The sequence below is a fragment of the Janthinobacterium sp. LM6 genome (genome assembly GCF_002002885.1).
In the GTDB taxonomy this organism is placed as follows: Bacteria; Pseudomonadota; Gammaproteobacteria; order Burkholderiales; family Burkholderiaceae_D; genus Janthinobacterium; species Janthinobacterium kumbetense.
Genome location: NZ_CP019510.1, coordinates 2842719 through 2867781, shown reverse-complemented (window position 1 = coordinate 2867781; position 25063 = coordinate 2842719). Strand labels below are relative to the sequence as shown.

At 62.5% G+C, this 25063-nt stretch carries 24 protein-coding genes; 17 read left to right on the top strand and 7 right to left on the bottom strand.

Annotated elements, in window-relative coordinates; genetic code table 11:
- Positions 1 to 9 precede the first annotated feature (9 nt).
- The 9 genes from BZG29_RS12840 (at position 10) to BZG29_RS12800 (ending at position 10420) form a co-directional block, all read left to right on the top strand.
- Complete coding sequence (locus BZG29_RS12840; RefSeq protein WP_077403218.1) at positions 10 to 2619, top strand: tetratricopeptide repeat protein; 2610 nt, start codon at positions 10 to 12, stop codon at positions 2617 to 2619.
- A complete protein-coding gene (locus BZG29_RS12835) occupies positions 2616 to 3749 on the top strand; it encodes a DegT/DnrJ/EryC1/StrS family aminotransferase (protein WP_077403215.1) in 1134 nt (377 codons plus the stop codon). Before BZG29_RS12840 ends, BZG29_RS12835 begins: the two co-directional genes overlap by 4 nt.
- On the top strand, positions 3746 to 4495 hold the full coding sequence (locus BZG29_RS12830; RefSeq protein WP_077403212.1) for a CatB-related O-acetyltransferase: 750 nt from the start codon (positions 3746 to 3748) through the stop codon (positions 4493 to 4495). The genes BZG29_RS12835 and BZG29_RS12830 overlap by 4 nt, the downstream gene beginning before the upstream one ends.
- On the top strand, positions 4488 to 5084 hold the full coding sequence (locus BZG29_RS12825) for an acyltransferase (RefSeq protein ID WP_077409083.1): 597 nt from the start codon (positions 4488 to 4490) through the stop codon (positions 5082 to 5084). The genes BZG29_RS12830 and BZG29_RS12825 overlap by 8 nt, the downstream gene beginning before the upstream one ends.
- Positions 5085 to 5256: 172 nt before the next feature.
- Positions 5257 to 6108 carry a flagellin gene (locus BZG29_RS12820; RefSeq protein WP_077403209.1) on the top strand — a complete coding sequence of 284 codons (852 nt, stop codon included), beginning with the start codon at positions 5257 to 5259 and terminating at the stop codon, positions 6106 to 6108.
- Positions 6109 to 6291: 183 nt separating this feature from the next.
- A complete protein-coding gene (locus tag BZG29_RS12815) occupies positions 6292 to 7149 on the top strand; it encodes a flagellin (protein ID WP_077403206.1) in 858 nt (285 codons plus the stop codon).
- Positions 7150 to 7333: 184 nt separating this feature from the next.
- Positions 7334 to 8212, top strand: a complete 879-nt coding sequence (locus tag BZG29_RS12810) for a flagellin (RefSeq protein ID WP_077403203.1) — start codon at positions 7334 to 7336, stop codon at positions 8210 to 8212.
- Between the two features lie 172 nt (positions 8213 to 8384).
- Positions 8385 to 9263 carry a flagellin gene (locus BZG29_RS12805; protein WP_077403200.1) on the top strand — a complete coding sequence of 293 codons (879 nt, stop codon included), beginning with the start codon at positions 8385 to 8387 and terminating at the stop codon, positions 9261 to 9263.
- Positions 9264 to 9319: 56 nt separating this feature from the next.
- Complete coding sequence (locus tag BZG29_RS12800; RefSeq protein WP_216350366.1) at positions 9320 to 10420, top strand: hypothetical protein; 1101 nt, start codon at positions 9320 to 9322, stop codon at positions 10418 to 10420.
- Between the two features lie 81 nt (positions 10421 to 10501).
- Here BZG29_RS12800 and BZG29_RS12795 read toward each other — a convergent pair whose 3' ends face one another.
- The 7 genes from BZG29_RS12795 to BZG29_RS12765 form a co-directional block, all read right to left on the bottom strand.
- Entirely contained in the window at positions 10502 to 12589 is a 2088-nt protein-coding gene (locus BZG29_RS12795) for a flagellar biosynthesis protein FlhA (RefSeq protein ID WP_077403197.1), read from the bottom strand.
- On the bottom strand, positions 12586 to 13725 hold the full coding sequence (locus tag BZG29_RS12790) for a flagellar biosynthesis protein FlhB (RefSeq protein ID WP_077403194.1): 1140 nt from the start codon (positions 13723 to 13725) through the stop codon (positions 12586 to 12588). Before BZG29_RS12790 ends, BZG29_RS12795 begins: the two co-directional genes overlap by 4 nt.
- Positions 13726 to 13862: 137 nt before the next feature.
- Complete coding sequence (locus BZG29_RS12785; RefSeq protein WP_077403190.1) at positions 13863 to 14660, bottom strand: flagellar biosynthetic protein FliR; 798 nt, start codon at positions 14658 to 14660, stop codon at positions 13863 to 13865.
- An 11-nt stretch (positions 14661 to 14671) separates the two neighbouring features.
- Positions 14672 to 14944: a flagellar biosynthetic protein FliQ gene (locus tag BZG29_RS12780; RefSeq protein ID WP_034757874.1), complete on the bottom strand. Its 273-nt coding sequence runs from the start codon at positions 14942 to 14944 to the stop codon at positions 14672 to 14674.
- 3 nt (positions 14945 to 14947) lie between these two features.
- Complete coding sequence (gene fliP / locus BZG29_RS12775; RefSeq protein WP_077403187.1) at positions 14948 to 15718, bottom strand: flagellar type III secretion system pore protein FliP; 771 nt, start codon at positions 15716 to 15718, stop codon at positions 14948 to 14950.
- Positions 15715 to 16080, bottom strand: a complete 366-nt coding sequence (locus tag BZG29_RS12770; protein ID WP_077403184.1) for a FliM/FliN family flagellar motor switch protein — start codon at positions 16078 to 16080, stop codon at positions 15715 to 15717. The genes fliP and BZG29_RS12770 overlap by 4 nt, the downstream gene beginning before the upstream one ends.
- A gap of 1 nt (position 16081) precedes the next feature.
- Positions 16082 to 16882 (bottom strand): FliM/FliN family flagellar motor switch protein, encoded by an 801-nt coding sequence (locus BZG29_RS12765; RefSeq protein WP_077403181.1) that lies wholly within the window; start codon positions 16880 to 16882, stop codon positions 16082 to 16084.
- Positions 16883 to 17512: 630 nt separating this feature from the next.
- Here BZG29_RS12765 and BZG29_RS12755 point away from each other — a divergent pair.
- The 8 genes from BZG29_RS12755 (at position 17513) to fliS (ending at position 25038) form a co-directional block, all read left to right on the top strand.
- Positions 17513 to 17851 (top strand): flagellar hook-basal body complex protein FliE, encoded by a 339-nt coding sequence (locus tag BZG29_RS12755; protein WP_034787870.1) that lies wholly within the window; start codon positions 17513 to 17515, stop codon positions 17849 to 17851.
- Positions 17852 to 17911: 60 nt separating this feature from the next.
- Positions 17912 to 19642 (top strand): flagellar basal-body MS-ring/collar protein FliF, encoded by a 1731-nt coding sequence (gene fliF, locus BZG29_RS12750; protein WP_077403175.1) that lies wholly within the window; start codon positions 17912 to 17914, stop codon positions 19640 to 19642.
- The gene (locus tag BZG29_RS12745) at positions 19620 to 20660 is read left to right on the top strand and encodes a flagellar motor switch protein FliG (RefSeq protein WP_077403172.1); all 1041 of its coding nucleotides are present in this window, start codon (positions 19620 to 19622) and stop codon (positions 20658 to 20660) included. Before fliF ends, BZG29_RS12745 begins: the two co-directional genes overlap by 23 nt.
- Complete coding sequence (gene fliH, locus BZG29_RS12740) at positions 20657 to 21346, top strand: flagellar assembly protein FliH (protein WP_077403169.1); 690 nt, start codon at positions 20657 to 20659, stop codon at positions 21344 to 21346. The genes BZG29_RS12745 and fliH overlap by 4 nt, the downstream gene beginning before the upstream one ends.
- Positions 21343 to 22653, top strand: coding sequence for a flagellar protein export ATPase FliI (fliI, locus tag BZG29_RS12735; RefSeq protein ID WP_077403166.1), 1311 nt, complete (start codon positions 21343 to 21345; stop codon positions 22651 to 22653). Before fliH ends, fliI begins: the two co-directional genes overlap by 4 nt.
- Before the next feature lie 8 nt (positions 22654 to 22661).
- Positions 22662 to 23099, top strand: coding sequence for a flagellar export protein FliJ (locus tag BZG29_RS12730; RefSeq protein ID WP_077403163.1), 438 nt, complete (start codon positions 22662 to 22664; stop codon positions 23097 to 23099).
- An 89-nt stretch (positions 23100 to 23188) separates the two neighbouring features.
- Positions 23189 to 24598 carry a flagellar filament capping protein FliD gene (gene fliD, locus BZG29_RS12725; protein WP_077403160.1) on the top strand — a complete coding sequence of 470 codons (1410 nt, stop codon included), beginning with the start codon at positions 23189 to 23191 and terminating at the stop codon, positions 24596 to 24598.
- Positions 24599 to 24648: 50 nt separating this feature from the next.
- Complete coding sequence (fliS, locus tag BZG29_RS12720; RefSeq protein WP_035818009.1) at positions 24649 to 25038, top strand: flagellar export chaperone FliS; 390 nt, start codon at positions 24649 to 24651, stop codon at positions 25036 to 25038.
- The last annotated feature ends 25 nt before the right edge of the window (positions 25039 to 25063 follow it).

The following is a 25063-nucleotide window of genomic DNA, read 5'->3' as shown; positions in this document are numbered from 1 at the left end:
CCTCAGCCCATGCACCCGACCCTCCCTCCCGCAGTCTCCCCCGACACCGAATTACAGCAAGCCATCGCTGAACACCAGGCAGGGCGTTTTGCCGAGGCGGAAGAGATTTACCTGTCGATCCTGCAGGCCCATCCCTACCATGCCATCGCCAACCACAATCTGGGCTTGCTGGCCGGACAAGTAGGCCAGCATGTGGCCGGCCTGCCGTATTTGCGCAAGGCGCTGTCCGTCGCCCCGGACGAAGGCCAGTTCTGGCTGTCCTATGCGCAGGGATTGCTGCAGGCGGGACAACCCGACGAAGCGCTCGACATCGTCGACACCGCCATCGCCCGCGGACTGGACAATGATGCTTCGCAAGCGCTGCGCCGGCAGGCGCAGGAAGCCGTCGCGCTGGCGGCCCTGTCTCCGTCGCAGCCGGAAATGGACCACATCGTACAGCTGTACCAGGCAGGCCAGCATGCGCAGATGGAAGCGGCCTGCCGGCAATTGCTGGCAACCTATCCCGACTCGCCATTCGGCTGGAGCGTGCTGGGCACGGCCCTGCAACTGCAAGGCAAGGATGCACTCGCCACGCTGCAGCGGACGGTGGAACTGACGCCGCACGATGCGCAGGCGCATGGCCACCTGGGCAATGCCTGGCAAACGGCCGGAAAACTCGATGCAGCGCGCGACTGCTACCTGCGGGCGCTGGAAATCGAGCCGGCGTTCGCCGAGGCGCACTGCAACCTGGGCAACCTGCTCCAGGCGGAAAACCGGCTGGACGAGGCCGTGGCGAGCTACCGCCGCGCCCTTGCCTTGAAGCCGGACTACGCGCTGGCGGCATTTAACCTGGGCAATGCGCTGCTGCGCCAGAAACAGTTTGGCGCCGCCGCCGACAGCTTCCGCGCCGCCACCCTTGCATTGCCCGACGACGCCGAAGCGCACAACCGGCTCGGCCAGGCGCTGCACGAAAACAAAAATGTGCAGGACGCCGTGCGCAGCTTCCAGCGCGCGCTGCAGATCAAACCCGATTACCGGGCGGCACGGAACAATCTGGTCGCCGCCTACCTGGCGCTGAAACAGTATCAGGATGTATTGACGTGCCTCAACACGGCCATGGAATCCGAACCAGATGATGAAGAATTGCATTTTCATTTAGGTAATGTCATGCGCACCATGGGCAAAAGCAAGGAAGCGCTGGCCGCGTTCCAGCGCGCCCTGGAAATCAAGCCCGACTACGCAGCGGCGGAAATCAACCTGTGCTCGCTACTCCATGCCGAAGGCCACCTGGAGGAAGCCATCGCCAGCGGCTATCGCGCGCGGACGGTGGCCCCGCATATTCCGGAAAGCCACAGCGGCCTGCTGTTTTGCCTCAGCCATAGCATCGATATCGACGCCCAAAGCCTGTTTGAGGAACATTGCCGCTTCGGCGAAGCCTTCGACCGCCCGTCCACGGCCGGGACAGCGGAAGGCCACGGTTTCCACAACGACAACGATGCCGCGCGGCGCATCAGGGTCGGCTTTGTCTCGGGCGACTTCAATTCGCACGTGGTGTCCAATTTCGTCGTGCCCGTGATCGCGCACCTGAGCGCCAGCCCCGGCCTGAGCCTGTATGCCTATTACAACAATACGCTGGAAGACGCCGTCACGCAGCGCCTGCGCGGCTATTTCCCGCATTGGCAAAACATCATCGAGGTGAGCGACAGCAACTTGCAGGAAAAAATCCGCGAAGACGGCATCGACATCCTGGTCGACCTGTCCAGCCATACAGCCTTCAACCGCCTGACGGCCTTTGGCCGCAAACTGGCGCCGATTCAGGTCAGCTGGATCGCCTATCCCGGCACAACGGGCCTGAAAACCATGGATTACTACCTGACGGATCCGCAATTCGACGTCAATGAAAAGTACTTCACGGAAAAAGTCGTGCTGCTGCCCGCCAGCGTGCCCTTCCTGCCATCGTCGGACTCCCCGGAGCTGGTCCGCGCGCCAGCGCTGGGCAACGGCTACCTGACCTTCGGCAGCTTCAATCGGCTCAGCAAGCTCAATCCAGGCGTCATCGCCCGCTGGGCAAAGCTGCTGCGGGCCCTGCCCGAAGCGAAAATGCATCTGGCTGCCATGCAAAAGGACAGCGACATCGCCACCTTGCAAGCCTGGTTCGCGCAGGAAGGCATCGCCGCCGACCGCCTGACCTTCCACGGCCGCACCCACCTGGGCGGCTATCTGGCCCTGCACCAGCAAATCGACCTTTGCCTCGACACCTTCCCGTACACGGGCGGCACCACCACGCTGCACGCGCTGTGGATGGGCGTGCCCACGCTGACGCTCAAGGGTACAAGCGTACCGAGCCATGCCGGCGCCTGCATCTTGCAGCATGTGGGTCTCGACGCCTTCATCGCGACCGACGACGACGATTTCGTCCGGAAAGGAATATTCTTGTCTAACAACATCATGCAACTGGCCGTCCTGCGCGCAGACTTGCGCAACCGCATGCAAGAGTCGGCGCTGGCCGACTCCCGCGCCATCGCCCACAATATGGAACAGGCTTTCCGCACCATGTGGCAGCGCTGGTGCGGCGGCTTGCCGCCCGCATCGTTCGCCATTGCGCCCGACGACGCCAGCAAGCAGGCGGTGCAGTCATGAGCGACAAGAAGCCGATTTACGTCACGCAGCCGCTCATGCCGGATTTGCAAGACTTCCTGCCGTATCTGGAAGATATCTGGGAAAACAAAATCCTCACCAACGGCGGCCCGTTCCACCAGCAACTGGAACAGGCGCTGTGCGAGTATCTGGGGGTCAAGCACATCTGCCTGTTTACCAATGGTACGCTGGCGCTGATCACGGCCCTGCAGGCGCTGCGCATCACCGGCGAAGTCATCACCACGCCCTATTCCTTCGTCGCCACCGCCCACTCGCTGCTGTGGAATGGCATCAAGCCCATTTTTGTCGATATCGACCCGCTGAGCCTGAATATGGATCCCGCCAGGATCGAGGCAGCCATCACGCCGCACACCACCGCCATCATGCCGGTGCACTGCTATGGCCGTCCCTGCGACGTGGAACGCATCGAAAAGATCGCCGACAACTATGGCTTGAAAGTCATCTACGACGCGGCGCATGCGTTCGGCGTGCGGCACAAGGGCAGCAGCGTGCTCAATTGCGGCGACCTGTCCGTGCTGAGTTTTCACGCCACCAAGATTTTCAATACCTTTGAAGGGGGCGCGATCGTCTGCCCCGACGCCAAGACCAAGCAACGCATCGACCATTTGAAAAATTTCGGCTTCGTCGACGAAGTGACGGTGGTGGCGCCCGGCATCAACGGCAAGATGAGCGAAATCAACGCCGCATTCGGCCTCCTGCAATTGAAGGGCATCGACGCGGCTCGCCTGCAGCGGCGCGCCATCGATGGCCGCTACCGGGAACGGCTGGCGGCCGTCGCCGGCATCGACTGCCTGCCAGCAGGAGAGGAAGAATCGGCCAACCATTCCTACTTCCCCATTCTCGTCAAGGACGCCTACGGCACCAGCCGCGACGCACTGTTCCAGCTGCTGCGGGACGAGAATATCTACGCGCGCCGCTATTTCTATCCGCTCATCAGCGACTTCCCCATGTACCGCAGCATGCCGACCGCCGCCCACAGCAATCTGCCGAACGCGCTGCAGGCATCGCGGCAAATCATCTGCCTGCCCATCTATCCCGGCCTGGGCCTCGATCAGGTCGATGCCATCTGCGCCATTGTCGAGCGGCATGCACAGGCCGGCCTGACGCCATGAATATTTCCACAGACACCGACTTTTTCGGCACCATCGACGACCATCGCTGGGCGGCACAATTTACCGTGCTGTCCTATAAAAGTGGCGGACAGACCCTGATACCGCATGGCTTTTTCCGTAACTGGCTGGGCAATGAGCCGGACTTCGGGCAATTTACCATCGGCCGCTGTTCCGGCATCGGCATCGGTTCGCAAGCCAAATACGATTCGACCGCACAGCACCTGCAAATCGGGCGCTACGTTTCCGGCGGCGCGAATCTGCGCTTCATCCTCAACGGCCAGCACGACATGCGCACCATTTCCACGTATCTTCTGGCATTGGGCGGCATGGGCCTGGAAAACAGCCCGATTCCCCAATATGCCGATACGGTCATCAAGAACGATGTGTGGATCGGCGACGAAGCGATGATATTGGGCGGCGCGGTCATCGAGAATGGCTGCGTCATCGGCGCGCGCACGCTGGTGCCGCCCAATTTCCGCAGCGAACCCTACGGCATTTACGCAGGGACGCCCGCGCGGCTGCTGCGCTTCCGCTTCAGCGAGGAAGTGCGCGCAGCCCTGCTGGCGCTGGCCTGGTGGGAACTGCCGCTGAGCTGGATACGCGAGAATAACGCGCATTTCCTGCAAAACATGACGGCCGACGACGGCGAGGCGCTGCGCGTCATAGCCGAACTGGCGGAAAGCAAGCGCCGCCACCTGGAAGCCGGCGCCGGCGCCGCACACCCGCACAAGGATGACCATGTCTGAACTTTTCAATCCCGGCTATTACACCGAAGAAGACTTGCACGGCGCGGGGTTTCGCAGCCTCGGCCACAACGTGCGCATCGCCAGGAACTGCGTCATCATCGGCATCGACAATATCGCCATCGGCAACAACGTGCGCATCGATGGCTACAGCACGCTGGTGGCGGCAGGTGGCCATATCCGCATCGGCAGCTACGTTCACATTGGCGGCGGCTGCTTTCTCTCCGGCGGCGCCGGCATCACGCTGGAAGACTACGCCGGCTTGTCGCAAGGCGTGCGCCTGTACAGCAAGACCGATGATTACAGCGGAGCCAGCATGACCAACCCCACCGTGCCGGCGGAATTTACAAACTGCAAGAGCGGCGCCGTCCACCTGGGCAGGCACGTCATCATCGGCTCGGGCAGCGTGGTGCTGCCCGGCGCGCAGCTTGGCGAAGGCGTCGCCGTGGGTGCGCTCAGCCTGGTCACCATGTCCCTGCCGGCGTGGGGAATCTATGCGGGCACACCGGCGAAGCGTATCAAAAGCCGCGACCAGGGGCTGTTAATTGCGGAAGAGCAATTGCGCGCGCGGGATGCCGTGAAAAATAGTTAAAAGTATATTTTTAGACATAATTTCCATGGCAATAAAAAATCATCGCAGGCTGGCGGCCAGATAAAAAATATTTCCATGTAGCATTTAATACATAAGCAGAAATAGCCGCCTTGTGCTTGTGAGAGCAGAAAAATAGCGCGTCTCGCTGAATATATCCTACAGGAGCAATACAATGCTGAGCCTTCACACCAATAACGCATCGCTGTCCGCACAAAACTCGATCGCCAAGACCCAATCGCAACTGTCGACCTCGATGACCCGCCTGTCCACCGGCTACCGCATCAACTCGGCAATGGACGACGCTGCCGGCCTGCAGATCGCCACCCGCCTGAAAGCACAGACCAGCGGCATGACCGTCGCCATGAGCAACACGCAAAACAGCACCTCGATGCTGCAAACGGCTGAAGGCGCGTTCGGTGAAGTCACCAACATGCTGGTGCGCATGAAAGACCTGGCCACGCAAGCTGCCGATGCTTCGTCGAACACGGCCGACAAGGACGCCATGCAAGCCGAGTACGACGCACTGGGTCTGGAGTTGTCCAACGTGATGAACAACACCACGTTCGGCGGCCAAGCCCTGCTGACCGGCGGCACCATCGCCAGCGCCATGACGTTCCAGATCGGCGCCGCGAAGTCGGAAACGATGACCATCAATCTGACCACCTCGATGGGCAGCGTCGCCACCGCACTGGGTTCGGCCACCGCCAACTTCGCCGGCACCGCCGGCGGCACCGAACTGAAAACCCTGGCCAACACGGCCATCGGCAGCCTGGTTTCGGCCATCGACAGCATCGGCGTGGTACGTTCGGCCCTGGGCGCCGCCGCCAACCGCCTCGACCACGTCAACAGCAACCTGTCGAACATCTCGACCAACACCAAGGCCGCTACCGGCCGCATCATGGACGTCGACTTCGCCACCGAAAGCTCGAACATGACCTCGTCGCAGATGCTGCTGCAAGCCGGCACCGCGATGCTGAAACAAAGCAACAGCATGTCCTCGATGGTCATGTCCCTGCTGCAATAATCACCGGCGCCTCGCGCTGCATGAAAGCCCCGGCAAGCGATTGCCGGGGCTTTTTTTCATGGCGGCGCGCCAGATAAAAATTTCCGTGTGGAATTTAATGAAAGGCGCCCCCCTGTCGCCTTGTAGGGGTGAGGGCAAGAAATGACCTGCCGCTCGACGAATTCACTTACCAGGAGCAATACAATGCTGAGCCTTCACACCAACAACGCATCGCTGTCCGCACAGAACTCGATCGCCAAAACGCAATCGCAACTGTCGACCTCGATGACCCGCCTGTCGACCGGCTACCGCATCAACTCGGCAATGGACGACGCTGCCGGCCTGCAGATCGCCACCCGCCTGAAAGCACAGACCAGCGGCATGACGGTCGCCATGAGCAACACGCAAAACAGCACCTCGATGCTGCAAACGGCTGAAGGCGCGTTCGGTGAAGTCACCAACATGCTGGTGCGCATGAAAGACCTGGCCACGCAAGCTGCCGATGCTTCGTCGAACTTGGCCGACAAGACCGCCATGCAAGCCGAATACGACGCACTGGGCCTGGAACTGGGTAACGTGATGAAAAACACGACATTCGGCGGACAAACGTTGTTGACGGGCGGCACTATTGCTGCTGCCGCCGGCATGACCTTCCAGATCGGCGCGGCATCATCGGAAACCATGACCATCAAGCTGGATACCGCAATGGCCAGCGTCGCCACCAGCCTGACCAGCGCCAGCGTCAATCATAACGCAGCGGCAACAGGCACCGAACTGACCGCCAGCGCCAACGCCGCCATCGGCAGCCTGGTTTCGGCCATCGACAGCATCGGCGTGGTACGTTCGGCCCTGGGCGCCGCCGCCAACCGCCTCGACCACGTCAACAGCAACCTGTCGAACATCTCGACCAACACCAAGGCCGCTACCGGCCGCATCATGGACGTCGACTTCGCCACCGAAAGCTCGAACATGACCTCGTCGCAGATGCTGCTGCAAGCCGGCACCGCGATGCTGAAACAAAGCAATAGCATGTCCTCGATGGTCATGTCCCTGCTGCAATAATCACCGGCGCCTGGCGCCGCATGAAAGCCCCGGCAAGCGATTGCCGGGGCTTTTTTGCATGGCGGCGCGCCAGATAAAAAATTTCCGTGTGGAATTTAATGAAAGGCGTTCCCCTGTCGCCTTGTAGGGGTGAGGGCAAGAAATGACCTGCCGCTCGACGAATTCACTTACCAGGAGCAATACAATGCTGAGCCTTCACACCAACAACGCATCGCTGTCCGCACAGAACTCGATCGCCAAGACCCAATCGCAACTGTCGACCTCGATGACCCGCCTGTCGACCGGCTACCGCATCAACTCGGCAATGGATGACGCTGCCGGCCTGCAGATCGCCACCCGCCTGAAAGCACAGACCAGCGGCATGACGGTCGCCATGAGCAACACGCAAAACAGCACCTCGATGCTGCAAACGGCTGAAGGCGCGTTCGGTGAAGTCACCAACATGCTGGTGCGCATGAAAGATCTGGCCACGCAAGCTGCCGATGCTTCGTCGAACACGGCCGACAAAACCGCCATGCAAGCCGAATACGACGCGCTGGGCCTGGAACTGTACAACGTGATGACCAATACCACGTTCGGCGGCCAGAATCTGCTGGGCGACGGCACGACCGGCAAGGGCACCCTGTCGGAAGCCAAGATGACCTTCCAGATCGGCGCCGCCAAGTCGGAAACCATGGACTTCACCGTGCAAGCAGGCATGGTCACGCTGGACGGCGCGCTGAAAGGCCTGTCCGCCAACAACTTCAAGGCAACCAGCGCCGGCGTCGGCACGGAACTGACCGGCACGGCAAACGCCACGATCGACCTGCTGAAAAATGCCATCGACAACGTCGGCACGATCCGCTCCTCCCTGGGCGCCGCCGCCAACCGCCTCGACCACGTCAACAGCAACCTGTCGAACATCGCCACCAACACCAAGGCCGCTACCGGCCGCATCATGGACGTTGACTTCGCCACCGAAAGCTCGAACATGACCTCGTCGCAAATGCTGCTGCAAGCCGGCACCGCGATGCTGAAACAAAGCAACAGCATGTCCTCGATGGTCATGTCCTTGCTGCAATAATCTTTGCCTGGCCGCTTGTGGCCAGCAAACGAAGCCAGACTGCGGTCTGGCTTTTTTTATGCGCGAAACGTATTTATTTGACTATATTGCCTTTCGATTTAACAATGCGGGCGGCGCAGTCGCCTATACAAGGTAGACCCGATTCACCCTCACCGCCCACCGGAGCCGCCTTGTGCTGAGCATTCACACCAATATCGCCGCAATGTACGCCCAAAGCGCCGCAGCCAGTGCGCAAAGCCGGCTGGCGACGTCGATGCAGCGCCTGTCCACCGGCTTTCGCATCAACTCGGCCATGGACGACGCCGCCGGCTTGCAGATCGCCACGCGCCTCAGTGCCCAGGTCAGCGGCATGACGGTGGCCATGCGCAACACGCAGAACAGCACCTCGATGCTGCAGACGGCCGAAGGCGCGTTTGGCGAAGTCACCGACATGCTGGTGCGCATGAAAGACCTGGCCACGCAGGCGGCCGACGCTTCGTCCAACCAGACCGACCGCGACGCCATGCAGTCCGAATACGATGCGCTGGGGCTCGAGTTGTACAACGTCATGACCAACACCTCCTACGGCGGCGGCCTGTTGCTGGGCAACGGCAGTGCCGGCAAGGGCACCTTGTCGGAGGCGATGACCTTCCAGATCGGCGCCAGCAGCAGCGAAACCATGCAGTTCGACGTGTCAGGCAAGATGGGCAGCCTGGATACCTTGCTGAAAGCCATTTCGGCCAACTTTGCCGCCAGCGGCACGGCCGGCAGCGAAATCGGCACGAATGGCAGCGCCAACAACATGATCGACCAGCTGGCGGCGGCGCTCGACCAGGTCGGCGGCGTGCGCTCGGCCCTGGGCGCGGCGGCCAACCGCCTCGACCACGTGCACAACAACCTGGCCAACATGGTCACCAATACCAAGGCCGCCATCGGCCGCATCATGGATGTCGATTACGCGGCGGAAAGCGCCAACATGGTGTCGGCACAAATGTTGCTGCAGGCCAGCACGGCGATGCTCAAGCAAAGCCAGAGCATGCAGAAAATGATACTGTCCCTGTTGCAGCCATGATGGCTGATACCGCCTGATTCACCGGCTCTTATAGACTTTCATCTGGACACAGTGGCATGGCGATAGACCGCATTTCATCGGGCAACCCGGTTCCCCTGATTACCCAGCGCTTCGACGTCAGCCCCGCCACGCCGATGGTGCCGGGCGTAGTCCAGCCGCTGGTGCCCATCGGCCCCTACATGGCGCCCGCGCCCGACGCCGGCACCCTGCCCGCCCAGCTGCAACAGAAGGGACAGGACAGCCTGGCGTCCCTCATCAAGCCGAATGCCGATGGCACGGGCGGCGCCATGCCGCGCGACAGCAGCGCCATGCAAGTCAATCAACTGTTCTTCACGCGCCAGCTGGTCTGGCAGCCGCCCGACGCGGCGCAGCTGGCCGCCTCGTGGCGCGTGATGGTCAAGACATATGGCGAGCAATATGCGGCCCTGCAGGAACAGGCGCGCGGCCAGCACGTGCCGGGCAACCTGTTCATGGCCGAGCAGCAACCGGCCCTGCTGCGCGAAGGCGCCCGCCCCCCGCTGACGGTCGACAGCGAAGCGTGGCGCTTCGCCGTGTATGGCTGGGGCGGCCAGCGCCTGCTGCTGCGCGTGCTGGCCAGCGACGAGGAAGACGATGCAACGCCCCGGCGGCGCGGCAAGGTGGCGCTGCGCGTCGAACTGATCATCATCGGCATCGGCCGGGTCGTGATCCAGATGGAGCCGTCCGGCGACGGCGTGCTGCTGGAGCTGGCTGCCGACGAGGAAGCCGCATTGCGCCATTTGCGCCTGGCCCTGCCCGGGATCGCCGACGCCGTGCGGCGCGCCGGCCTGCGCGTGGTGCGCTGCCGCCTGAACCGCCAGCTGCACGCGCAGCGCGTGCACGGCAATTACCCGATGCAGGCGGGCGCCGCCTCGCTGTCGCTGGCCCTGTTCCGCGCCATGGCCGAAGTGGCGCTGCTGCTGACGCAGCCGGAAGCGGAAGCGGCGGCCGATCCCGATGCGCCCGCAGCCCCCGCGGACGCGGCCGAAGAGGAAACCATCATCGTCTCGAAGGAAGTGGCGGCGCCGCTCGGTTACGACTATGGCGACGAAGAAGAAACGGCGCAAGGCCGCACCGTGCTGCTGCTGGCCGACGGCCAGGAGCACGACCTGCTGCCGCCCATCGATGAACAGGATTGATGCAGCAAGATTGATACAACAAGATTGATACAACATAAAAAAACGGCGCCCGAAGCGCCGTTTTTTTGTTTATTCCACCGTTTACCCCACCGTGCCGATGATGCTCACTTCGCGGTTTTCCGGGATTTCGTTGTACGACAGCACATGCAGGCCCGGCGCGAAGAGGCGCGCATAGCGGGCCAGCAGCGGACGGATCTGCGGCAGCACCAGCAACAGCGGCGGCGTGGCCTGCTGCTTCATCTGCTCGCGCGCCACCGGCATGTTCACCTGCAGCTGCGACAGCAGGTGCGGATCGATCGGGTAATTATCCAGCGTGACCTTGCCCGCCTGGCGCGCCTGGTTCAGGGAGCCGAGCAGCATGTTTTCCAGCTCGCCGCCCAGGTTAAACGCCTGCATTTCCATCTTCTGGCCGAACAGGCCGCTGACGATCTGGCGCCGCAGCGCACAGCGCACTTCGGCCGCCAGCAGGATCGGGTCCTTGGTCGTTTCCGAACTGTCGAGCAAGGTGGTGGCGATGGGCACGATATCCTTCAGTGACACATTTTCCGCCAGCAAGACGCGGAACACGCGCAGCAGCTGCGTGTGCGTGAGCGCCTTGTCCAGCGCGCCGGCGAGCTTGGGCGACAGGGCCGTCAGGCGTTCCATCATGTTCGAGACGTCTTCGTGGCGGAACAGTTCCGGCAAGTATTCGCGCACCATTTTCGACAAGTGCGTGGCGATCACGCTGGGCGCCTCGATGACCTGGTAGCCGAGACCCAGCGCATGCGCCTTCTCGCCTGGCTCGATCCACGTGACGGGCATGCCGTAGGCCGGCTCGATGCCGGGAATGCCGTCCAGCTGGCCATACACGTTCGGCGACGGGATCGCCATCAGGCGGTCGGCCTGCACTTCCGCCTGCGCCACCACGGTGCCCGACAGCACGATCGCGTATTGCGACGGCTTCAAGGCCAGGTCGTCGCGCACACCGATATTCGGCAACAGCAAGCCCATCGCTTCGGACAGGCTCTGGCGCACGCCCTTGACGCGCTTGGTTAAAGGTTCGCCTTGCGTTTTATCAACCATGCCGACCAGCTTATAGCCGAGCATTACCATCAATGGCTGCACGGCAGGCAATTGCTGCCATTCCAGCTCGGCCGGGCGCTCCTCGCGCAAGGCCGCCTCGATGGCCGCCATGCCGGCCGCGTCCGGACCCTTCACGCGCTTGGTCAAGCGCCAGGCCACGAAGGCCAGCACGGCCGCGAAGGTCATGAACATGAACCATGGCATGCCCGGAATCAGGGCCAGCGCCACCATCATGCCGGCCGCGCTGAAGATCACCGTCGGCGACGTCAGCACCTGGCCTGCCACTTGCTGTTCGAAGTCGCCCGAATCGCTGATGCGGGTGACCAGGATGGCGGCCGCGGCCGACAACAGCAGCGCCGGAATCTGCGCCACCAGGCCATCGCCGATGGTCAGCAGTGCGTACTGGCGGAAAGCGTCGCCGAACGACAGGTCGTGCATCAGCGAGCCGATGGCCACGCCGCCCACCATGTTGATGATCAGGATCAGGATACTGGCAACGGCATCGCCGCGCACGAACTTCGACGCGCCGTCCATGGCGCCATAGAAATCCGCTTCGGCGGCCACGTCCTTGCGGCGGATCTGGGCTTTTTCCTGGTTGATCAGGCCGGCGTTCAGGTCGGCATCGATGGCCATCTGCTTGCCCGGCAAGGCATCGAGGGTAAAGCGCGCGGACACTTCCGAGATGCGCTCGGCGCCCTTGGTGACGACGGCGAAGTTGATAATCATCAAGATCACGAAGACCACGATACCGACGACGAAGTTGCCGCCGATGACGACGTTACCAAACGCCTCGATCACCTTACCGGCCGCATCCGCGCCCGTGTGGCCGTGCAGCAGCACCACGCGCGTGGACGCCACGTTCAGGGTCAGCCTGAGCATCGTGGTGGCCAGAATCACCGTCGGGAAGACGGAGAAATCGAGCGGCCGCTTGGCCGACACGCTGACGAGGATGACGATCAGTGCCAGCACGATATTGAAAGTGAACAAGATATCGAGCAGCACCGGCGGCAGCGGCAGGATGATCATTGCCAGGATCACCAGCAGGAACAGCGGCGTGGCGAACTTGTGGCGGCGCATTTCGGCAACCAACCGGTTCAGGAAATTCATGAAGGTACTACCTCGCTCAAATGAGATGGCACGACCACCTCGGTGGGAAATGGGGGCTGGGCAGCGCGCTGCCCAGAACGGAATGCTTTCAGCTGCAGGATGTAGTTGAGCACCTGCGACACGGCCTGGTACAGCTGCACGGGAATCTGCTGCTGCACCTGGCTGGTGTTGTAGATGGCGCGCGCCAGCGGCGGCAACTCCAGCGTTTCAATATCGTGTTCCTTCGCCACTTGCCGGATATACAGCGCCATCTCGTCGACGCCCTTGGCAACGACAAACGGCGCCTCGGCGCGGTCCTGGTCATACTTCAATGCGACGGCGTAATGCTCGGGATTGACGATCACCACGTCGGCGTCGGGCACGGTCTTGCGCACGCTGCGCCGGCCGATCTGCTGCTGCAGCTGGCGGATGCGCTGGCGCACTTCGGGACGCCCTTCGCTGCTCTTGTGTTCTTCCTTGACATCCTGCTTGCTCATGCGCTGGTTGCGGGCAAAGAAAAACGCCTGCGCCGGCACGTCGATGATGGCAAACAGGACAAAGACGGAAATGAGCGCCATCAAGCCGTCGAGCATCAGCGCCGAACCATCGAGCATGGCTTGCTGCAGGGGCCGGTGTTGCAAATCCACGTATTGCGTCAGGCTGGAGCGGCTCACATGCACGAGCACCATGCCCAGCACGGCGGCCTTGGCGATGGACAGGCCGAATTCAAAAGCATGCTTGGGCGCAAACAGACGACCCAGGTTCTTGGCCGGGCTCAGGCGCTCCATCTTCGGCATCCAGTTCTTCGTGCTGATGACCCAGCCGCCAGGGATCAAGGAGCCGAGCACGACGAACAGGGGTACGCAAAACAGCGGCACGATCATCTTGATCAGCAAGCCCACCGACGTCGTAAACGCCATCGACATGGCATTTTCCAGCGCGCCCTTGCTGTCGAGCGGCATGAAAGCCATGGCGAACAGCTCGCGAAAGCTCAGCAGATAGCTCGGCAGCAGGTAAATGAAGACCTTCATGCTGATCAGGATGCCCAGCGCCGTCGACAGGTCGCGCGAACGCACCACCTGCCCTTCCTGGCGCGATTTCTTCAGCTTTTGCTGTGACGCCTTTTCTGTCTTGTCGCCCGTGCTGCTATCCGCCATGCGTCACACCTTTCCGCACGTGCCCTACAAGCGTAGCGAGCAAGTTCAATGCCGGGTTGAGTAGCGCAGCTGTACGGAGGTACAGCGAGCAACGGATGCCCGGAAGTGGACTGCGCAGTAGCTTGTTGGCACGTGCGCTATCCATGGGCCACCCGCATCTGTTCGGCGATCATTTCCAGCACGCGATTCGTCATGGCGATGTAGTGCTCGGGGATAAAGCGCACGATCTGCCCCAGCATCAGCAGGCCGAACACGGTGATCATGGAAAAACCCAGCGAAAACAGGTTCAGCGACGGCGCCACGCGGTTCAGGAAGCCAAAGCCCAGCTGCACCACCATGGTGGAAAAGACAATGGGCAAGGCCAGCAGCATGGCGGCGGCGAAAATCCACGCCACGTTATACGCCACCGTCTGCAGCAGCAACGGCCCGTAGCCCTGCCCCACGGGCCAGGCCGTGAAACTGGCGCCGATCACGCCCGTCAGCACGAGGTGGCCGTCGATGGCGAAAAACACGATCATGCACATGATGGTGAGCATCCCCGTGATCACATCCGACGAGGTGCCATTGAGCGGGTCGTTCATGACGGCCATGGAAAAGCCCACCTGGCTCGACACCAGATAACCGAGCACCGACATGACGGACATGGCGAAGTGGAAGGCCAGGCCGAGGACGAAGCCGATGATGGCCTGCTCCAGGGTGGCGACGGCGGCGTGCAGGGAAAACGGATCGATCTTCAGCAAGTCCTGCGAGATACCCGACGCCTGCATCACGGGCAGCATCAGGATCGCCAGCACCAGCGACAGCAGCACCCGCACGGGGACGGGCACCATGGCGTCGCCGATCACGGGCGAGGCGCTGAGCATGGCCAGGATGCGGCAGAACGGCCACCACACGGCCAGCAGAAACGGCAGCACCTGATTGAAAATCTGATCCATGGCGCGCGGCGCTATCCGACCAGGGTGGCGGCGCGCTGAAAAATGGACACGCAATAATCCATCAGGTAACCGGCCATCCAGCGGCCGGCCAGGATCAGGGCCAGCAGGGTGACCAGCAGGCGCGGCAGGAAACTCATGGTCTGTTCATTGATCGAGGTGGCCGCCTGCACCAGCGCGACCAGCAGGCCCATGAGCAAACCGGGCACGACCAGGATCACCACCAGCAGCATCACGACGTGCAGCGCTTCGATGATCAGGTCGACGGCGACTTCAGGGGTAAACATCGGTCAATAGCCCTGTATGCTGGTAACTAAAGTGTTGACGGTCAGGGTCCAGCCGTCGACGAGCACGAACAGCAGCAGCTTGAACGGCAGCGAAATCACCAGCGGCGAGAGCATCATCATGCCCATCGCCATCAGCACGGACGCCACCACCAGATCGATGATGAGGAACGGTATGAACAGCATGCAGCCGATCTGAAACGCCGTCTTGAGTTCGGACAACACAAATGCAGCCAGCTTGACCGTGAAACTGTGGTCTTGCGGGCGCATGCTCGACGGTTCGCCGGCCAGGTGCGCGATCTGCGCCAGCGCGGCCTTGCTCGTCTGCGCCAGCATGAAGCGCGAAATCGGCACTTCGGCGATCTTCAGCGCTTCCTGCATGCCGATCTGGTCGCGGTCGTAAGGCACGAACGCTTCCTTCCACACCTGGTCGCCGATGGGGCGCATGACCAGCAGGGTGAGGATCAGGGCGATGCCCGTGACGATGCGGTTGGGCAAGCCCTGCTGCAGGCCCAGCGCCTGGCGCAGCAGGGACAGCACGATGACGAAGCGGGTAAAGCTGGTCATCATCATGACCATCACGGGCAGCAGCCCGAGCAGGGTCATGACGACGAGGATCTGCATCTTCACCGACAGGTCGGTCTTCGCGCCCGGCACCACGCCGGACAGCAGGTCCTGCGCGCCAGCGGCGTTGCAGCACAGCATCAGAACGGGAACAGCCAGCGCGGCAGCCAGCGCGCCGCGGCGCCGGCTCAAACCGGGTACCGCCAGCTTCATGCTGTCATCAGGTCGAGATTGAGGCCGTCGAGGTCGATGACTTTCAGGCCATAGTTCTCGCCGGCCACCACCACTTCGGCGCGGCCGATCGGCGTGCCGTTGACCTTGATCACCAGCGGTTCGCCGGCCAGCATGTCGAGTTCGATCACGCTTTCCGGGCCGATGGCCATCAATTCTTCCAGCGAAATGCGGGCCGAGCCCACTTCCAGGGTCAGGGTGACGGGAATCTTGCGCATCATCTGCGGAATGTCGCGCCGCGCGCGGCCGCTGGCCACGTCGGACACGTCGCCCTGGTCGATGATCATGTCATCGCCCAGGTCTTCCAGCAGGGTTTCGCTCTGGTTGGTATCGGTCATATTCATATTATTCGACATCTTCAAAGGAGGTTAAACAGAGCTTGCCCTTGTGTTCGGAAACAGCAGCTGTAAAGAGACGGGAGTCGTCGAGCATGACGTCGGTACGGCTGAGGCTAACGGGAATCACGTCGCCCACGCGCAAGTCGAACAAGGCGCCCAGCTGCACCTGCTTGCTGACGAGACGGCCTTCCAGGGTCACTTGCAGGCGCGACGCGAGCGGACGCACGCTGCCGCGCAAGGCTTTCTTCGCCTGCGCGCGCTCGGGCAGCAAGCCGCGCAGCACATCGGCCATCAGGCGCTTGTCCAGCGAGAACCAGAACTGGCCGCTCTGCCCCGCCTCGACGTCGCTAAGGGCCACCGTGACGATCCAGCTGCCGCGCGCCGGATGCACGCCCGACTGCGCGGCGACCTCGGCACTGGTGTCGATGTCGCTGCTCTTGCCCAGGGTTTGCAGGTTCTTGTGGACGCGGGAGAACAAACTGTTCACCAACTGTTGTCCAAGCACCACAGCGAGGCGCTCCTCCGTGGCCGTCACGCGCACCTGCGCCGGATCGGGCAGCGCGCCCTTGGCGCCGGCACTGCCGTAGCGATAGTTCAGCACGCTCAAGAGTATCTGCCGTTCGAGGGCAAAGCCCGTCTGGCTGGCCGGCGTGGAAAAGCTCAGCCAGCGGTTCACGCTGTCCTCGTTTTCCACGCGCGACAAGGTCACGGCATCGATCTGGAAATTCCCCCAGTAGCGGCGACTCATCGGCTGGCGCAGGGCCACGGCCAGGTCGTCGCGCAGCTGGGCGCCGAATACATGCAGCAAATGGACAGGACGTCCAAGCAGACAGGAATCGAGGACTTGATGGCGCACAGTTTGATCTGTCTTGGTAAGGATTGTCATGTAGTGGTCATGTCGGTATTGCGGTGGCAGAACAAATTATACGGATCGCCCGAAATTAAATACAGCATCATCTTGACCTGGCGTACTGGTCTGCAAGCAAACGATTGCGCATCGTATCGCATGCTGGATGACTACGGTGCTGAACAATACATGAAAAAGCTAAATATTGCCATGTATCAATATTCCTTGAGGCAATCCTCTCTTTACTTTATAGTTGCCGCGAGGTAAGCTTATAGCGACAAAATATAGATTTGCAGTGCGCCATTCCGCTTACCTGATTCCGGTTTTTATGGCAGTTTCCAGTCCCGCTTATTGCCACCAGAAGAAACTTTTATCAGATAATTATTAGTTGTCATGGCCATGTAAATCACGTCGGCGCAGGTCTGCCGGGTTTGTTTGAATCTGCTTGAGCGGATGGTGTGGCAACTGATAAAACTGATGGGCCCTGTTAAGCGGGCCGGGCAAGATGGCGTGGGATGTCATGCCTGCCGGAATGGCAACACCAGTAATTTCTGATTGATACGTCACCGCATATTGAAAGTAGAGGGCACGATGAGCAACGAACTCGCAGGTCTGATCAAGGCCGATCTGGCAGCACTGAGCAATGACGCGCGCGCCCTGGGCGCCAGCATCGCGCCCGCCGCCCAGTTCGGCGCGCCGGAACAATCCGGCTTCTCCTTTGCGCAAAGCATGAAAGACGCCATCGGCAAGGTCAACGGCGACGACCGCATGGCGGCGCAGAAAATGAGCGACGTCGACAGCGGCAAGAGCGACGACATGGTCGGCGCCATGCTGGCCAGCCAGGAAGCGAGCCTGTCCTTCTCCATGTTGATGCAAGTGCGCAACAAGGTCATGGGCGCCGTCGACGAACTCATCAAACTGCCTCTGTAATCTTCACGTCCTGATCCACGCCCAGCCTCCCAGCGAAAGTTACCCCAAGTGATTACCCCCATGAAGTCCGCATTTGCGCGCTGGCGCCTTGGTGCCCAGCCCGCCATCCCGCCCGCCCTGCTGAAAAACCTGGTTCCCATCGTCGTGCTGGCCATCGGCATCACCGCCATGGTGACCATGTATGCCTGGCGCGACCAGGCCAACTACAAGCCGGTGTTTGGCGCGCGCGAAAAAGTGGCCGTGACGGACATGATGGCCACCTTGGACGCCGAACACATCCCCTACCGCCTGCATCCGGACAGCGGCCAGGTGCTGGTGCCCGACGCCATGCTGGGCAAGGTGCGCATGCTGCTCGCCTCGAAGGGCGTGACGGCGCAACTGCCGGCCGGCCTGGAGCTGATGGACAAGAATGACCCGCTGGGCGTCTCGCAATTCGTGCAGGACGTGCGCTTCCGCCGCGGCCTGGAAGGCGAACTGGCGCAAAGCATCATGACGATGGACGCGATCGCTTCGGCGCGCGTCCACCTGTCGATTGCAAAATCGACGTCGTTCGTCGCCAGCGACGGCGACAAATCGTCCGCCTCGATCGTCGTGGCGCTGAAGCCGGGCCGCACCCTGGCGCCGGAACAGATCGCCGCCGTCATCAACATGGTGGCCGGCAGCGTCGCCAGCCTGGCGCCCACGCGCGTGAGCCTGGTCGACCAGGGCGGCAACCTGCTGTCCGCGCACGTCGACCTGACGGACGGCTTCGACGCCTCGGCCGCCGGCAATGAAGGCGCGAAACGTTTCCAGGATGAAATCCGCCGCAACGTCACGGGCTTGCTCGGCCCCGTCATCGGCGAAGACAACTTCAAGCTCAGCGTGACGGCCGCCGTGAACAACGACCGCGTGGACGAAACGCTGGAAAAATACGGCGAAGCCCCGAAAGTGACGAGCGAAGCGATGCGCGAAGAGCAGGAACGCAACCGCACCGTGGCCGGCATTCCCGGCAGCCTGTCGAACCGTCCGCCGGCGGCCGCCGTGCCGGCACCGGCCGACGCCGCCGGCGCCGCGCCTGCCGATGGCGCGCCGAAACCGTCCGACGACGGCACGGCCCGCAAGAACGCCACCACGCGCCAGTACGCGTACGACCGCAGCATCACGCAGATCAAGCGCAGCCGTGGCCGCCTGGAAAAACTCAGCGTCGCCGTGGTCCTCAACAGCGCCGCCGCACCGAACCCGAAAACGGGCTGGACCCCGGCCGAACTGGGCAATATTGAAAAAATGCTCAACAGCGGCCTGGGCATCAACGCCCAGCGCGGCGACAGCCTGAGCCTGACGGCGCTGGCCTTCCCCGCCAAGCCGCCCGTGGCGCAGTGGTGGGAAGAGCGCGATACCGTCGTCGATTTCAGCAGCTGGCTGCTGTACGCGCTGGGCGCCATCCTCGGCTACTTCCTGATCCTGCGTCCGCTGCTGCGCCTGCTGACCACGCGCCTGGCGCCGCCGGCACTGAAACAGCTCGACCCGGCCCTGGCGCTGGGCGGCAGCGCCGCCGCCGGCGCGAATGGCGCGGCCGTTGCCGGCGCGCCAGCCCTGGGCGTGAATGGCACACCGCTGGCGCTCGAAGGCGAAGCCGCCGGCGGCAGCATGCCGGTCGTGCCGCTGCTGGAAAACTATGACTTGCCGCCACCTGGCTCGGCGGTCGACGTGATGGTCGACCACCTGAAAGTGCTGGCTGAAAAAGAACCCGAGCGTGTCGCCGAAGTCGTCAAACAATGGATGCAGAAAAATGGCCGAACTCAACAACAATAATCCCTCCGACGGCGCCGAATACGAAAGCGCCAGCCTGAACCCCGTGGAACAGGCGGCCATCGTGCTGCTGAGCATAGGCGAAGAACAGGCGGCCAACGTGCTGCGCTGCCTGTCGCGCGAAGAATTGCTGGAAGTCACGCAAGTGATGTCGCGCATGAGCGGCATCAAGGTCGAATCCGTGAAAACGGCGATGCAGACCTTCTTCGACGACTACCGCCAGCAAAGCGGCGTGCACGGCGCCTCGCGCAGCTACCTGAAGCGTTCGTTGGACATGGCGCTGGGCAGCGATATCGCAAATAGCGTGCTGAACAACATTTACGGCGATGCGATCCGCCCCAAAATGGCGCGCCTGCAGTGGGCTTCGCCCAAATGGCTGGCCGAGTACATCGTCAACGAGCACGTGCAGATGCAGGCCGTGTTCCTGGCCTTCCTGCCGCCCGCGCTGGCCGGCCAGATCCTCGACGCCCTGCCCGTCGAAGGCCGCGACCTGGTCTTGCTGAACCTGGCGCGCCTGGACGAGATCGACCGCGACCTGCTGGTCGAGCTCGACGAACTGGTGGGCCGCTGCCTGGGCACGCTCGACACGCAAAGCACCAGCGTGGAAGGCATCCGCCAGGCGGCCGAGATTCTCAACCGCATGCCGGGCAACCGCGCCGCGCTGGTCGAGCTGCTGCGCGCGCACGACCCGGAAGTGGTGTCGGAAATCGAACTGAGCATGTACGACTTCCTGATCCTGGCCACGCAGAGCGATGTCACGCTCACGCGCATCCTGGAAGACGTGCCGATGGAACAGTGGGCCATCGCGCTCAAGGGCGCGGAACCGTCGATCCGCGACGCCGTGCTGAAAACCATGCCGCGCCGCCAGGCGCAGAGCTTCGAAGACATGATGCGCCGTTCCGGCCCGGTGCCTTTGAGCCGTATCGAACAAACGCGCCAGGAAATCATGGCCACCGTCAAGGGTCTCGCCGATGCGGGCGAGATCGAAGTGCAACTGTTTGCCGAAGCGGTGATCGAATGAAACACTTCCGCTCGTATCGTTTCCCGCCCCTGTCGCAATTCATCGCCGCCGGCCAGCGTGCCTCCAACGAGGACACGGACGGCCAGTGGCAGGCGTCCGTCTCGGAAGGCTTCGAGCAGGGCCAGCGCGACGGCTACGAAGTGGGTCTGGTGCAAGGCCAGCAGGACGGCTACGACTCCGGACGCAGCGACGGCATGGCGCAGGGCCGCGAAGAAGGCCGCAATGAAACCCTGGTGGCGCTGGACCGCCTGGCGCGCCCCGTCGACGCCATCCTGCGCGACCTGAAAAAAGTGCGCGCCGACTACCGCGAAGCGCAGCGCAAGGAAGTGGTCGACCTGGTGGCCAAGGTGGCGCGCCAGGTGATCCGCGCGGAACTGGCGCTGCAGCCGGTGCAATTGCTGGCCCTGGTCGACGAGACCCTGGCCTCGATGCCGCCCACGCGCGAGGAAATCGACGTCTTCCTCAATCCGGAAGAATTGAAACGCATCAGCGAACTCGATCCGAAGCGCGCCAAGCGCTGGAACCTGATCGCCGACGCGCGCCTGGACGCGGGCGAATGCCGCATCAAGGCGGGCGACAATGAAGTCGACGCGGGCTGCCATCAGCGCCTGTCGGCCTGCATGGAACAAGTCAGCAGCCACCTGGCGCTGGCCGCCGAGCACGCGGACCAGGGCGCGCCTGCATGATCGCCGACACGCTGCGCAGTTTCGAGATCGGCGATATCCCGGTCGCGACACCCACCGGCCGCCTGGTCGGCGCCTCCGGCCTGCTGCTGGAAAGCGCCGGCTGCCGCCTGCACACGGGCCAGCGTTGTCAAATTGAAACTGTCAGCGGCGAGTGGCTCGATGCGCAAGTCGTCGGCTTCCGCGAAAAACTGTCCTACCTGATGCCGTTCAAGAAGGCCACGGGCCTGACCACCGGCGCCAGGGTTCTGCCCCTGCCCGACAAGGCCAGCCTGCAGATCGGCCCGTCGTGGCTGGGCCGCATGGTGAATGGCCTGGGCGAGCCGATCGACGACCTGGGCCGCCTTGGCGGCGAACACATCCTGGAAGTCACGCCGCCAAAAATCAATCCCCTGAAGAAACAACCGGTGGTCGAACCGCTGGACGTGGGCGTGCGGGCCATCAACAGCATGTTGACCTTGGGCAAGGGCCAGCGCGTGGGCCTGATGGCCGGTTCCGGCGTCGGCAAGAGTGTGCTGCTGGGCCTGATCACGCGCCAGACGGTGGCCGATGTCGTCGTCGTCGGCCTGATCGGCGAGCGGGGCCGCGAAGTGCGCGAATTCGTCGAAAAGTCGCTCGGCGCCGAAGGCTTAAAAAAGGCCGTGCTGGTGATCGCGCCGGCCGACGAATCGCCCTTGATGCGCATCATGGCCACCGAACTGTGCCATTCGATCGCCGCGCATTACCGCGACCAGGGCAAGCACGTGCTGCTGCTGGTCGACTCGCTGACGCGCTATGCGATGGCCTTGCGCGAAGTGGCGCTGGCCCTGGGCGAGCCGCCGGCCACGCGCGGCTACCCGCCGTCCGTGTTTTCGAACCTGCCGCAACTGGTGGAAAGCGCCGGCAACGGCGCCCATCCGGAAGGCAGCATGAGCGCCATCTACACGGTGCTGGCCGAAGGCGACGACCAGCAGGACCCCGTGGTCGACACGGCGCGCGCGATTCTCGACGGCCATATCGTGCTCACGCGCGAACTGGCCGAACGGGGCCACTACCCCGCCATCGACATCGCCGCCTCGATCAGCCGCTGCATGGCGCAGGTGATCACGCCCACCCACATGCAGGCGGCGCGCGCGCTGAAAGCGTCGATGGCGCGCCATGCGCGCGTGCGCGACCTGATCCCGCTGGGCGCCTACGTGCCCGGCGCCGACCCGATCACCGACCGCGCCGTGCAACTGCACGCGCCCATTGAAGCCTTCCTGTGCCAGGGCACCAAGGAAGAGGCGCCGATGGGGCCGTGCATCGAACAACTTGAACAGATCATGGCCTAGGAGCATACGTGAGCGACGCGCATACCATCCGCAACCTGACCACCCTGGTCGGCCTGCGCAGCACCGAAGTGGAACGCCTGCAAGGCGAAATGGCGGCGCAGACGGCCGTGCGCGAGCGCTACCAGAAAAACCTGGAACGCCTGACGGGCCTGTACACGGACAGCGGCCCCAGCGGCGCCCTGCCCCTGGCCCTGTCCGTCAACTGCGGCAACTTCAAGCAAGCCGTGATGCAGATGGCCGACCAGCACCGTACCGACCTGCACCTGCACGAAGCCAACATGGCAGTTTCGCAACGCGCGCTCAATACGGCCTGGGCCAAACGCGAAGTGCTGGATCAGGTGCTCACGCAGAAACAAAAGTATGTTGCAAATGAGCAACAACGTGTCGATGCCAAGCGGCAAGACGAGCTGGCGACGCAATTCTGGTTCCGCGGGCAGGTAAAATGAGGTTTGTGTAAGTTTCTTTCAGGAAAACTTCACAAAACGGGAATGGGGGTCGCCTTGTACCGGTATATCCCTTTATTCAGGAGTCTGGCATGGCAAGCGTAATTACTGCACCGCAATACGATCCAATCCCAACGGCCGAAAAACTGGCAACCAAGGCTGTCGCCGCGCAAAAGGCAGCCCTGCAGGCGCAGAACACGCTGGCCAGCAACACCAGCACGGCGCTGGGCAACCTGAAATCGGCCATCTCTGCCTTCCAGAGCGCCATGTCGACCATGACCAGCAGCAAATCGGTGCTGAGCCAGTCCGCCACCTTCCCGGCCGCCGGCTACGGCACGGCCACGGCCGGCATCAATGCGACGCCGGGCACCTACTCCTTTTTTGTTGAAAAACTGGCCACGGCCAGCCAGATGTCGTATGGCGGCTTGAGCAGCGTCAATACCGCCGATGGCACGGGTACGCTGAAAGTGAAAATCGGCGATGGCGTGGGCGACAACACGCTCGACATCGACCTGGCCGCCGCCGACAAGGATGGCAACGGCACACTGACACCGCAGGAAATCGCTGCCGCCATCAACGGCAACAGCAAGAACAATTCGCGCGTCACCGCCTCCATCGTGACCATCAATAACCAGGCGCAACTGGTACTGACGTCGAATGCGACGGGCATTGCCAACGCCGCCACGCTCGACGCCAGCGCTGTCGACAATATCGCGCTGAAAGGCGCGCTGATCGCTCCGGCCAACATCAAGGAAGTCGTCAAGGCTGACGACGCCACCGTCTGGCTGGGCGGCAAACCCGGCGGCACGGCCATCACGCAGGCATCGAATACATTCACCAACGTGCAGGACGTGAAAATCACGTTCACGCGCGCCATGAGTGCAGCCGAAGCACCCGTCACGCTGACCGTCGCCACGGATAACTCCGGCACCGCCGCCAACGTGCAAGCGTTCGTCGATGCCTACAACAAACTGAAAACCCTGATGGATGGCCTGGCCAGTCCCGGCAATCCGGAAAAGAACATCGCCGCGGGCATCTTCGCCCATGATTCCGGCCTGAATGCCCTGCGCAGCAGCATGGGCAATGCCCTGCGCCTGAACGTCAATGGCGTCTCGCTCGTGTCCTACGGCATTACGGCCCAGCGCGACGGCACCATCAGCCTCAACGCCGCCAAGCTGACGGCCAAGCTGGCCGACAACCCGACGGGCCTGGACAAGCTTTTTGGCAACAACAGCCTGTCCGCCCCGGCCGGCGTGCTCGGCAGCCTGGACAAGGTACTGGGCCAGTGGAGCAATGTCACCAAGGGCCAGATCACCCAGCGCCAGGCCGCCACGGACAAGCTGCAGAAAAGCCTGGTCAAGAGCGGCGAGCGCCTCACGGCCCAATATGACACGGCATACAAACGTTTCCTCGATCAATTTTCACGCCTGCAAGTAATGCAGGAGCAAATGAGCAAGACGTCCGATATGTTCGATGCCATGTTTAGCAACAATAAATCCTAAGGCGGATGCGCCTGCCGCGCCGCCACAGTTAACATAGCGAGAAGACAATCATGTTAAACAATGAAGCTTACGGCAACTACCACGCCGTCAACCTGGATGCCCAGACCGCCCGCGCCACACCGGTCGAACTGGTACTGGTGCTGACGGACGGCCTGCTGGAAGAACTGGCGCGCGCGCGCGGGCATATCGTGGGCAAGCGCTACGAACAAAAGGCCGTCAGCCTGGATAAATGCACGCAGATCATCAACGGTCTGTCGAGCTCGCTCGATTTCGACAATGGCGGCGAAGTGGTCGTCAACCTGGCGCGCCTGTACGACTATTGCGTGGCGCGCCTGTACACGGCCGGCATCAAGCTCGACCCGACCCTGATCGACGAAGTGACGACCTTGATGACCACCATCAAGCGCGGCTGGGTGGGCGTCCAGGCCAACAATGCCTAGGCGCGCCGCGCTGCAGCAACTGAGC